14 protein-coding genes are annotated in these 11,602 nt (G+C 53.9%); 9 read left to right on the forward strand and 5 right to left on the reverse strand.

The features are described 5' to 3' along the window. Positions 1-2 precede the first annotated feature (2 nt). Positions 3-1,184 (forward strand): MFS transporter, encoded by a 1,182-nt coding sequence (locus RA157_RS01000; protein WP_350334624.1) that lies wholly within the window; start codon positions 3-5, stop codon positions 1,182-1,184. Between the two features lie 124 nt (positions 1,185-1,308). After that, positions 1,309-1,476, forward strand: coding sequence for a 50S ribosomal protein L33 (rpmG, locus tag RA157_RS01005; protein ID WP_350334625.1), 168 nt, complete (start codon positions 1,309-1,311; stop codon positions 1,474-1,476). A 739-nt stretch (positions 1,477-2,215) separates the two neighbouring features. On the opposite strand, the gene RA157_RS01010 is transcribed toward rpmG, so the two are convergent. Both RA157_RS01010 and RA157_RS01015 read right to left on the reverse strand, forming a co-directional pair. Next, on the reverse strand, positions 2,216-3,589 hold the full coding sequence (locus tag RA157_RS01010) for a PleD family two-component system response regulator (protein WP_350334626.1): 1,374 nt from the start codon (positions 3,587-3,589) through the stop codon (positions 2,216-2,218). 14 nt (positions 3,590-3,603) lie between these two features. Next, positions 3,604-3,975: a response regulator gene (locus RA157_RS01015; RefSeq protein WP_350334627.1), complete on the reverse strand. Its 372-nt coding sequence runs from the start codon at positions 3,973-3,975 to the stop codon at positions 3,604-3,606. Between the two features lie 133 nt (positions 3,976-4,108). On the opposite strand from RA157_RS01015, the gene RA157_RS01020 reads away from it, so the two are divergent. From RA157_RS01020 to RA157_RS01050, 7 genes are all read left to right on the forward strand, one after another. Continuing rightward, complete coding sequence (locus RA157_RS01020; protein ID WP_350334628.1) at positions 4,109-4,405, forward strand: DUF3572 domain-containing protein; 297 nt, start codon at positions 4,109-4,111, stop codon at positions 4,403-4,405. Between the two features lie 3 nt (positions 4,406-4,408). Further along, positions 4,409-5,056, forward strand: coding sequence for a hypothetical protein (locus tag RA157_RS01025; protein WP_350334629.1), 648 nt, complete (start codon positions 4,409-4,411; stop codon positions 5,054-5,056). Positions 5,057-5,071: 15 nt separating this feature from the next. Next, complete coding sequence (locus tag RA157_RS01030; RefSeq protein ID WP_350334630.1) at positions 5,072-6,418, forward strand: DNA polymerase IV; 1,347 nt, start codon at positions 5,072-5,074, stop codon at positions 6,416-6,418. 48 nt (positions 6,419-6,466) lie between these two features. Further along, positions 6,467-6,931, forward strand: coding sequence for a RidA family protein (locus tag RA157_RS01035; protein ID WP_350334631.1), 465 nt, complete (start codon positions 6,467-6,469; stop codon positions 6,929-6,931). Positions 6,932-6,951: 20 nt separating this feature from the next. Continuing rightward, positions 6,952-7,722, forward strand: coding sequence for a glycerophosphodiester phosphodiesterase family protein (locus RA157_RS01040; protein WP_350334632.1), 771 nt, complete (start codon positions 6,952-6,954; stop codon positions 7,720-7,722). A 67-nt stretch (positions 7,723-7,789) separates the two neighbouring features. Beyond that, the gene (locus RA157_RS01045) at positions 7,790-8,953 is read left to right on the forward strand and encodes a GNAT family N-acetyltransferase (RefSeq protein ID WP_350334633.1); all 1,164 of its coding nucleotides are present in this window, start codon (positions 7,790-7,792) and stop codon (positions 8,951-8,953) included. Between the two features lie 26 nt (positions 8,954-8,979). Continuing rightward, positions 8,980-9,399 carry an HIT family protein gene (locus RA157_RS01050; protein ID WP_350334634.1) on the forward strand — a complete coding sequence of 140 codons (420 nt, stop codon included), beginning with the start codon at positions 8,980-8,982 and terminating at the stop codon, positions 9,397-9,399. Positions 9,400-9,460: 61 nt separating this feature from the next. On the opposite strand, the gene RA157_RS01055 is transcribed toward RA157_RS01050, so the two are convergent. The 3 genes from RA157_RS01055 to RA157_RS01065 all read right to left on the reverse strand — a co-directional run bounded on the left by RA157_RS01055 (position 9,461) and on the right by RA157_RS01065 (position 11,576). Continuing rightward, a complete protein-coding gene (locus tag RA157_RS01055) occupies positions 9,461-10,417 on the reverse strand; it encodes a phosphatase PAP2 family protein (protein WP_350334635.1) in 957 nt (318 codons plus the stop codon). 95 nt (positions 10,418-10,512) lie between these two features. Beyond that, the gene (locus RA157_RS01060) at positions 10,513-10,848 is read right to left on the reverse strand and encodes an AzlD domain-containing protein (protein ID WP_434058514.1); all 336 of its coding nucleotides are present in this window, start codon (positions 10,846-10,848) and stop codon (positions 10,513-10,515) included. Then, positions 10,839-11,576: an AzlC family ABC transporter permease gene (locus tag RA157_RS01065; RefSeq protein ID WP_350334637.1), complete on the reverse strand. Its 738-nt coding sequence runs from the start codon at positions 11,574-11,576 to the stop codon at positions 10,839-10,841. Before RA157_RS01065 ends, RA157_RS01060 begins: the two co-directional genes overlap by 10 nt. Between the last annotated feature and the right edge of the window lie 26 nt (positions 11,577-11,602).

The following is an 11,602-nucleotide window of genomic DNA, read 5'->3' on the forward strand; positions in this document are numbered from 1 at the left end:
TCATGACTTTGTCTGCTTCCCCGCCTGCTGCTGACAAGCAGGCTGTTATTCCTCTGCTGGCAGCAGTGGCATCGATTACATCGGTCGGCATGGGGCTTAGCCTGATGTCGCCGCTTCTGAGCCTGGTTCTTGAGGCCAAAGGCTTCTCAGACAGCCTGATCGGCCTCAACACCATGATTGGTGCCATAGGCGCTCTGGTCTCTACACTGATCACAACAACAATTGCCCGGCATATTGGCGTGTCTCTGACCATGATTCTGACGCCATTCCTCACAGCCGGGCTGGTGTTGTCTCTCTATTTCATATCGTGGATACCGGCCTGGTTCCCCATCCGTTTCGCAATCGTGTTTGGCCTGACCGTCCATTTTATCCTGTCTGAATTCTGGATCGTCTCCGGGTCCGCAAGCCACCGCCGTGGCTTCTGGATGGCTATTTACGCGACCAGTCTGTCCGTCGGCTTTGCTATTGGAACCCTGACCCTGTCCCTGACCGGATCACAGGGTGTTCTGCCCTTTGCCATCTGTGCCGGTCTCATTCTGTTTGGAGCCGTCCCCGCCATTCTGGCACGCCATCATGCACCCAGACTGGAGCGTGAACAGCCGACCCAGCCACTCAAATATTTCTTCATGGTTCCTCTGGCTATCTTTGCCGTCGGCGTCTTTGCCTTTTCGGAAAGTTCCGTCATGGCCATGATGCCGCTTTATGGCCTTGGTACAGGGCATGTGGAATCAGATGCCAGTCTCCTCCTGACAGCAGTCATGCTTGGCGGCGTTGTCTTTCAGCTGCCAATCGGTTTTCTCTCCGACAGAATGGACAGGCGCGTTCTGCTGACGGCTATCGCCCTTGTCGGGACGGCTGGCCTCGTGTTTCTGCCTTTTGTCATTACGTCGTTCTGGGCAGCCGTAACCATTCTCTTTGTCTGGGGAGGAATCACAGCAGGTCTTTATACGGTCGGCCTGGCCCATCTTGGCAGCCGCCTGACGGGCAACGCACTTGCCGGAGCCAATTCCGCCTTTGTGCTGTCCTATTCTCTGGGGATGATTATAGGTCCGCCACTCTCTGGCATCGTGCTGGATGTCAGCCCTGTTTACGGTTTTCCGCTTCTGTCTGCTGCGGCTTTCCTTACTTTTTTCCTCTATGCAGCACACCGTTTGAGGGTTCAGCCGGTTTCTGAAAGCACTTGAATGCACACTTCATGGATCACAGCAAACTCCGGCCTTGACAATCCGGCAACAATCAGTAGGTTCCCGTCCTGAAGAGAGCCGGGCTTCTGCCCGGCCCATTTGGTTTATCAAGGGATTCCAAGTCATGGCAAAGGCGACGACCGTAAAGATCCGTCTCGTCAGCACGGCCGACACAGGGTATTTCTACGTCACCAAGAAAAATTCTCGCACAATGACCGAGAAAATGGTGAAGCGGAAATACGATCCGGTCGTCAAGAAGCACGTCGAGTTCAAGGAAGCGAAGATCAAGTAAGATCGCCCTTCCCCGGAAAACAAAAAGCACCGCAAGTCGGTGCTTTTTTTATGCCCGTTCGAGCAGATGCACATATCAGATCCAGGCTGGCGCATACTCTCGAAACGTACGTGCAGCTTTCGGCTAGGAATATAGGTGGAAACAACACGATAGAGTGCCTGGGGAGATAGAGCATTTGGGGTGACACCGTTGTCACACAAAATGCTCTTGAGGGAAGCGTGACCTGCAGAGCTGCGAGGCCCAACCAAAGGCCGGATACGATCGAGAACTGTCTTTGAAAAGAGGGTGACCGGTCGGGAATCCAGAGGCGTGAGGAGGCCACTCCTGCCTCACCCGACCGGTCAAACCCCACGGACCCAGGAGATGCGGCGGACCTGAGCATTCCGTAGGGTATCTGAAAGCAACGCGTGGCGATAACAGAATAACTTCCGTCTATCGCTGCTCTTGTTGTTAACGCGTGCTTTTCTGTCTGAGTGGAAGACTACGCCGTTTAGCGTAAAAAGCAAGATTGCATGCAATTTGAGGCGACTAATCTTAGTCGTTTAGTAAACCCTTAACCTTAACAGAACAGAGAAAAACGATATCCGGAGCATCAACAGTGTCTCTACAAAAGCCATAAAACAGCCACAGACACGAAGTGCGCAGAGAAAATAGATATTATTTATCAGATGCTTGAATTCAAGAGACAGAGGCCCGAAAGCAACAATCGATCCGGTAGAAACAGCGCCACGTCGTGCCCTTATGCGGCTTCGGCAATCACGCGGTTCCGACCGGCTCTCTTGGCATCATAGACCGCGACATCAGCCCGTTTCAGCAAATCTTCAGGTGTCTTGTCGCCCGGCTGCAAAGTCGCCACGCCGATGCTTGTAGTAACAGGAAGCTGCTTATCCAGCTCGCGCAACGTAAATTCGCGCATGGCAATCTCTTCCCTCACACGCTCGGCAATACCCGTTGCCATGTCCAGATCAGTATCCGGCATGACCACGACAAATTCCTCTCCGCCTAGACGACAGGGCAGATCAATTGAGCGAACAATAGAACGAATGCGCTGGGAAAACTCCCTCAGAACCACATCGCCCGCATCATGCCCATAGGTATCATTGACGGACTTGAAGTGGTCGATATCCAGAACCATGATGGAGAGGTTCTTGCCTCTTCGCTCAGCTTCCTTGAAGAGGGTCGACAGATGGCTCTCAAGATAGCGGCGATTATGGAGGCTGGTCAGGCTGTCGGTTACCGCCATGGCCATGGTTGCTTCCACATTGTGGCGCAGCTCATCAGTGAAACGCTTCCGACGAACCTGGGTCCGGACACGTGCCCGCAGCTCATTCTGCTCGATAGGACGCAGCAGATAATCATTCACACCCAGCTCAAGCGCCCGCAGCAATTTTGGATGATCATCTGAATCCGCCATCACCAGCAATGGCAACGTCCGGGTCCGCTCAAGCGAGCGGATCTGAGAACAGAACCGGAGTCCGTCAAAACTGCGCATGGACAAGCTGACAATGCACAGGTCGTAATTGCCATCTGTAGCCTGGAACAGGGCATCATGAGCATCGGACTGAAGATCAACAATGTTCTGTGCATCCAGAACACGCCCGATCCGCTCGGCAGAGCTGCGACGCTCATCAACAACCAGAATACGCGCTGGATCCACATCAAACTGGTCCATGGAGAAATTCTTGGCATCAAGCCCGATCGCCTCCCCCGTCATCGCACGCATATAGAGTTCATCCGTCATCATCTTGAGGCGAACAAGACTCTTCACACGGGTCAGCAGGGTCACGTCATTGACCGGTTTTGTCAGAAAATCATCGGCACCGGCTTCAAGCCCCTTCACCCTGTCATCGGACTGGTCAAGCGCACTCACCATGATAACCGGGATATGCGCTGTTTTCGGGTCAGCTTTCAGGCGACGACAGACTTCAAATCCGTCCATTCCCGGCATCATCACATCAAGCAGGATAATATCGCAGGCTGCTTCGGAACAGATCTTCAGGGCTTCCGGACCGGAAGATGCGGTCAGAACTTCAAAATATTCAGCAATCAAACGCGCTTCGAGAAGCTTAATATTCGCTTCGATATCATCAACAACAAGAACACGAGCAGTCATAGGAAAATTGGCCTTTATGCATCGCCGAGATAAGTTTTGACCGTTTCAATAAACCGGGCAACAGATATGGGCTTCGACAGATAGGCTTCACACCCACCCTGCCGGATCCGCTCCTCATCACCCTTCATGGCAAAGGCTGTAACGGCAATAACCGGTATAGCCCTCAGCTCATCGTCTTCCTTCAGCCATTTGGTCACTTCAAGACCGGATACTTCAGGAAGCTGAATATCCATCAGGATCAGATCGGGCCGATGCTCACGCGCCAGATCAAGCGCAGTCAAACCATTTCTGGTCTGTACGGTTTCATAGCCATGAGCCTCGAGCAAATCGTGGAAAAGCTTCATGTTGAGCTCATTGTCTTCCACGATCAGGACACGTTTTGCCATATCGTCCCCTATTCGGAATCGGCTATCATCAGTGATATCCGATGTCCCCGTTTTAAAGCGTTATCTGATCGGACATTCTAGAGGTGAATTCTTTCAGAAACGCAAACTTACTGAATCAAACAGGATATGGTTAATGATCGGCATCACAAACAGATCAATTTCTAAGGAAGAGGCCCATTCTATCTGTATTGAGGCCGTCCAGTACCTTGCCGGTCATGCAGAAGATCTCGAGCGCTTTATAACACTCACAGGCATGATGCCTGATCAGCTCCGCGACATTGTCAATGATGATGGTGTGAAGTCCGGTGTCCTGGACTTCTTCCTTTCCGACGATTCCCTGCTTTGCGCCTTTGCTGAAACCATCGGGCGCCATCCGGAACATGTGGCCAGTGCCCGGATGGTTATCACCGGCGAGCCTTTGTCGATGTAGCCCATGGACACGTTCGAACAAATCGCCGAAACAAAGCTGACCAACCGCCCTCTTCTGCTCTGTGATGTGGATGAGGTCGTGCTGGAATTCATGGCACCTCTTGAGCGGCATATGAACCGGAAGGGCTACGAGTTCCGGTATGACAGCTATGCTCTCAACGGCAACATCCGCCATCAGCACACAGGCGCAGTACCGCCATCTGATCAGGTAAGGTCTCTTATTCACAGCTTCTTTGCCGAAGACGGTGCCAGTCAGCCAGCCGTCATTGACGCTGCAGACCAATTGGAGGCTCTGTCAGAGCATGTGGATATCATCATGCTGACCAATATGCCTGGTGTCTTCCGTGACCAGCGGATCAATTGCCTTACAAGCCAGGGCATGCCCTACCCCGTTGTCACCAATAACGGCTCCAAGGGGCCTGCCGTCAGCGCATTCAGGGCTCGCACCAACAGGCCCATAGCCTTCATTGATGACAGCCCGACCAATCTCATCTCGGTCGGACAATCCGGTACGGATACGGCCCTCGCCCATTTCATCGCGCATCCGCGATTGTTTGACTTGGTGCCGGATGTTCCAGACGTTATGATCAAAACCAGCAGATGGCAGATATTGGGGGACCATCTCCAGACTTGGCTTGAGACATGTGAATGACCCCCTCAAGGGACCATGACAGACACAGACACCCTTTCCCTCTGTCGGGACTGCCTGACAGATCATGATCGTGTTGTGGCCCGTTGTCCGGGCTGCGGCAGCCCGCGTGTCTTGTCCCATCCCGAGCTTACAAAGCTGGCCATCGCACACATCGATTGCGATGCCTTCTATGCATCCATCGAAAAGCGGGACCACCCGGAACTCCGTGACAAACCGCTGATTATCGGCGGTGGACATCGCGGGGTCGTCTCAACCGCCTGCTATCTGGCCCGTATTTCCGGCGTCCATTCAGCCATGCCCATGTTCAAGGCAAAGCGCCTTTGCCCGGAAGCAGTTGTACTGCCTCCCGACATGGAGAAATATTCCCGCGTCGGCCGGGAAATCCGGCAGATGATGAAAGAGCTCACACCTCTGGTCCAGCCTTTGTCAATTGACGAGGCTTTTCTTGATCTCACAGGCACCGAACGGCTTCACAGAGCCTACCCGGCCAAGGCCCTGCTCGGGCTGGTCAGACGCATCGACAGTGAATTGGCGCTGACCGTCTCAGTCGGGCTGAGCCACAACAAATTTCTCGCCAAGGTCGCCTCTGATCTCGAAAAACCAAAGGGTTTCTCAATCATCGGTCAGGCAGAAACCATGGACTTCCTCGCCAGACATCCCGTTTCCATCGTCTGGGGGGTGGGCAAGGCCATGCAGAAGAAGCTGGCCCAGGATGGTATTACCATGCTGTCGCAAATCCAGGCCATGGAACTCTCCGATCTGATGAAAGCCTATGGCTCCATGGGCGAGCGGCTCTACTATTTGTCGCGCGGGATAGACAAACGCAATGTGAATCCGGAGAGCGATGCCAAAAGCGTCTCGGCCGAAACCACCTTCAACACAGACATTGCACGATTTTCCGAGCTTGAGCCCGTCCTGCGCCGCCTGTCCGAGAAGGTGTCAGCACGGCTGAAACGGTCCGATATTGCCGGGCACACGGTTGTTCTCAAGCTGAAATCAAAGGACTTCCGCATCAGAACACGCAACAGGAAACTTCATGATCCGACGCAGCTTGCCGACAGGATATTCCGGACAGGCCGGGACTTGCTGCAACGGGAGTGTGACGGCACAGAATATCGACTTCTTGGCATTGGTGTCAGCGATCTCGGCACGCCGGAAAATGCTGATCCGGATGATCTGGTCGATGTCAAAGCAGGGAAACGGGCTGCAGCCGAACTGGCCATGGACAGCCTCAAAACCCGCTTCGGCAACGACCAGGTCAAGCTCGGTCTCCTGTTCAATCCAGCAAAGGCGGATAGTGAACAGGGCAGCGAGCCAGATGATGACGATTCCAGCATGGACAAGACTGACCAATCCACCTAGGGTCCTGATCTGCAAAGAGTATACAGCCTATTTCCGGAGGATCAGCAGATGGGTGAAATCGAACAGAACCTGAAATCTCTCGGCGTCGAACTTCCGGCAGCCGCAGCACCGGCAGCCAACTACATTCCCTATCTGATCAGCGGCAATATGCTCTATATTTCCGGCCAGATCACCATGGGCCCCGACGGCATCGAACACCAGGCCCGCCTGGGTGAAAATTATTCCGTCGAGCAGGGCCAGGCCGCTGCAAAACTTTGCGCCATCAACATCCTGGCCCAGGCAAAGGCAGCCCTGGGCGATCTGGAGAAGATCGGGCGTCTGGTTAAGATCACAGGATTCGTCAATTCCACACCGGATTTCGGCGATCAGCCCGCAGTGATCAACGGCGCATCTGATTTCATGGTTGCTGCTTTGGGCGAGCGCGGCCGCCACACCCGCTCTGCAGTTGGTGTTTCCAACCTGCCCTTCGGCGTCGCGACCGAAATCGAGGCAATCATCGAAATCGCCGGATAAGCGGATCGGAGGCGTTGCCCATGCGCAGTTCCGATACACATCAGGGGCTCGACTGGCTAACCAGTCGGCCCATCGCCCATCGTGGCTATCACAATCCGTCTGAAGGGCGGATGGAGAATGGCGTCAAAGCCATTGCGGCTGCCGTTGAGAATAATTTCTCAATCGAACTTGACGTACAACTGACCAGCGATCGGGAAGCGCTCGTCTTTCATGATGAAACACTTGACCGCCTGACCCATGAGACAGGCCCGGTGCTGGCGCGATCATCGGCTGATATCAAGACACTCCCCTTCTGCGAGACCGATGACCGGATCGCAACGCTTGGCGAGATCCTTGATCTGGTGAACGGGCGGGTGCCTGTTATTGTTGAACTCAAGAGCCATTGGGACAAGTCAGACTTTCTCGTCCGGCGCACCATCGAGATTGCCCGGGCCTACAAGGGTCCGATTGCCATCATGTCATTCGATCCGTTCATGGTTGCCGGCTTACGGACCCTGGCTCCCAACATTCCCCGTGGAATTGTTGCAGAACGCCGTTTTACCGAGCAGGGTCAGACTGTTACCCCGTTTCAGGCGTTTTACCTGGGCAATCTCTGCCACTGGCTGCAGACCAGGCCCGACTTCATCAGCTACGCGATCAACGACCTGCCCGCTCCGGTTCCTTCTGCCATTCGCCGCTGGACGAGGATACCTCTGATTTGCTGGACCGTGCGAACAGCTGAGCAACGCAGAAAAGCCGCCATTGAATGTGATCAGATCACGTTTGAAGGCTTTCATCCGGACCGCGATTAAGTCTGTAGAAGCCTTGTACACACCCAAATTCAGCCTACCTTGAAGGGGCACAGTGGAAAGGGTGACAATGAATCAGGACAGCCAACTGATCGCACGCGCCTGCAGCAGTTTCGGGGATATTGATCAGCAAGCCTGGGATGCCTGCGCATGTGCGGATGGCTATAATCCGTTCATCACCTATAACTTCCTGTCATCTCTGGAAGATTCCGGATCAGCTACCCTTGATACCGGCTGGCTTGGCCAGCATATGCTGTTCGAACAGGATGGCACACTGGTTGGTGCTATTCCCTGTTATCTGAAGAATCATTCCTATGGCGAGTATGTCTTTGATCATGGCTGGGCCGACGCTCTTGAGCGGGCTGGCGGGGATTATTATCCAAAGCTCCAGGTCTCGGTTCCCTTCACTCCGGCTACCGGCAGGCGATTGCTCACCTCAAAAACTGCTGACCGCGCAAAACTCCTGCCGCTGATGAGCGCGACCCTGGGCGAATTGTGCAGTCAGACGCGTGCATCATCCGTTCACATCACCTTTCTTGCAGATGATGAATGGCTGACCACTGGCGAAACTGGCTACCTCAAGCGGATTGACCAGCAGTTTCACTGGCAGAATGACAGCTATCACACATTTGATGATTTCCTTTCCGCTCTCTCCTCCCGAAAACGCAAGGCTATCCGCAAGGAGCGGCGTACGGCTCTGGAAAACGGTATAAGTGTTGAACTCCTGACCGGAACCGAACTGAAAGAAGAGCATTGGGATGCCTTTTTCGGTTTCTACATCGACACGGGAAGCCGAAAATGGGGCAGCCCCTATCTGACCCGTACATTCTTCTCCCTCATCGGAGAACGAATGGCTGACGACATTCTTCTCATCATGGCAAAACGCGACGGGCGATACATCGCAGGCGCTCTGAATTTCATCGGATCAGAAACCCTGTTTGGCCGCAACTGGGGATGCATTGAAGATCATCCCTGCCTGCATTTCGAACTCTGCTACTATCAGGCCATCGAATGGGCCATCGCCAACAGACGCACCTTTGTAGAGGCTGGCGCGCAAGGTGCGCACAAGCTGGCTCGGGGCTACCAGCCTGTCCAGACCCGATCGGCCCACTGGATCGCCAATCCGAGCCTTAGACGGGCTGTGGACGACTATCTCGACAGAGAACGCTTCCATGTGGAGCAGGAACAAAAAATTCTGGCGCGCCACACCCCTTTCAGAAAAGATACAATCTGACGATCACACCACTGCAGGAAACAGCAATGACCGCTTATGACACTGACAATATCTTCGCCAAGATCCTTCGCGGCGAGATGCCCTGCCACAAGGTCTATGAGGACGAGCACACTTTTGTTTTTATGGACATCATGCCGCGAGGCGATGGTCATGCTCTTGTCATCCCGAAAAATCCGGCCCGCAACATTCTGGATGTGGATGATCAGGACCTAGTTCATGTGATGGCAACAGCCCGCAAGATTGCCCAGGCGCAGATCAAGGCCTTTGGCGCGGATGGCATCACCATCAATCAGTTCAACGAAAGTGCTGGCGGTCAGGTCGTTTTCCATCTGCATGTACATGTCATCCCGCGCTTTGACGGCATTGCACTCAAACCGCATACAGGTCAGATGGAAGATCAGGATATTCTTGCCGCCAATGCCGAGAAGCTTCGGTCTGCTTTATAGAGCATTATATATTCGGAAACTCTCCGTAGTAGGAGCCAACCAGTTTCCGATTGTTTCCTTTTTAAAGAGCATCGAGTGGCTCTGAGGGCTTCGGCTCCAGCCAGCCACTCTTGCGTGCTGGGCTACTTTCTGAAAACCCGAAATACCGACGCAGGTTGGTGACAAGATAGAAGCTGAGCACAGCAACAAGTCCACCAGCGAGGCCATCTACCAGATGATGACCACCGTCGATCGGCGTTGAAAGGACAACACAGAGATTGACAGTCAGAATTGGCCAGAAAACCCACCAAAACCCCCGGAATGCAATAGTCGTCACAAATGCCAACGCCACATGGTAGGATGGGAAAGCGATCAGTCCTTTGCCATTCTCCAGAGATAGAGCAGTAGTTACGCCACTCCTGAGATCAAAGAAAGCCTGCTTGTAAGCCAGGTCGACAAGTGGTTGATTTTGAAGGTAGAATGAACCATCCGGCTTAAAAGTTGCCAGAGCACCTGCAGCAGGCAGAATCCCAGAAATAAATATCGCAATCAACGCGGAAAGAATGACCATCATGACCATTTCTCGGGTGCGATCCACCTGCCCGAGAAGTGGCAGAAGAATGGCGGCCAACGCAACTTGCGGCAGTGTGGTAACATAGACCGCTGTTGACGCGAAGCCAAGCCAGGGATGACTGTTCACAAAAGCAATATAGGACGTCCAGTCAAAGCCAAGCGTTTGGTCTACAGCAACAAGATGATGATCGATCAGTGGCAAATTCAGGCTTGTTACCAGATAACTCAGGATGGCTGCGACCCCGGTAAAGGCCAGCAAAAACCCTGTATTGATGATCATCACCGCATAGACGGGAATTCGGCGGATAGTTGAGTAAACCCAAGCGACAGCGCCCAAAAGCATCAGAATACCAGTCAATGGCATCGCGCTGCGGATATCAAATGTAAAGTCCGTCATTGCAATCCAGACAATATCGATTGCAAGAAGGCTCAAAATGGTGGCAGCCATAAATCGATTTTCAGTCATGAGCAGCGCCTACTATCTACCAAACACACCCCATTTGTGAGGTTTCACTCCAACCTATCCTCATAAGGTTGAAGTCCCATTAAGCAGATGGAAGGTCAAAGACCGATCCCGATCAGCAGAACCGTTTCTGCCAGGATCACGCCCGCAAGAACACTGCGTCGGATCAAGAGAAAGCCCGCGAATCCAACACCAACAGCAAGGATACGCAGCCACATCTCGGTCTCTGCCAAAGCTCCGTTCGGAAACAGGATAAGCCGGGCAATCACCCCGGCAATCAAAGCGCCAGCAACAGCTCTGACCCATTCAAGGATTTCACTGTCCTCCCGCACCCGTCCGGCAACGATGACGCCAAGCCAGCGCCAGACATCGCTCACCAGAGCTCCTGCAACGAGAATATACAGATAAGGCTGGTCGAAGGGTGTCACGGCGATGCCCTCCGGAATCGACCGATCAGATAGGCTGCCGTGCCGCCCACGAGCCCGGTCCACAAGAGATCAAGTCCTGGAATCCAAAGGAAAAATACCGGCCCCAGCACCAATCCAAAGGCAAGAGCCAGCTTATCCGCAAATGCCTTAGCTGCAGCCGTGAGTGAGGTCAGGAAATAGACCGGCGTCAGGAAGAACAGAGCTGCAGAAACAACGGGTGGCAAACGCTCCAGCAGCAGATAGGACAGTACAATACAGAGCATCGACCCGCTCATGATCGCACAACCAAACCCCATCAGAAAGGGCAGCCGTCCCTGTCTGGGCACCTCAGGCGCGCGCGCCATCGCGAAAACCCAGGCTGTTATCGCAATGAAGTGGGACAACAAGAAGAGCTGCCAGCGCGGGGTCGTATCGGTCCGGACAAGCGGCAGAAGGGACACAATCATCGGCAAAAGCCGGACAGAGCTGAGTGTCACGGCAAAGGCTGTGGCCCAGAGGGATGCATCAGCCGCCATGGAACCCACGAGCACGACCTGAGCCGGAAGGGCCCAGACCGTTGCTGTCATCACCAGAGCCTGCTCCAGAGAAAAGCCGCTTTCACGGGCCAGCGAGGCAAATCCGGCAAAAGCGGTGATCAGAATGATGGCCGGAACGGAAATGATGTTGGACAGGCCGAGCAGAAACCAGCGACTGCCTGTCACCGGCTCATCCGCATCGCCCGCCTGCCCCGTCATCTATGTTCACCTCAGGTCAGTGTTCG

Source organism: Coralliovum pocilloporae (assembly GCF_030845175.1).
Taxonomy (GTDB): domain Bacteria; phylum Pseudomonadota; class Alphaproteobacteria; order Rhizobiales; family Cohaesibacteraceae; genus Coralliovum; species Coralliovum pocilloporae.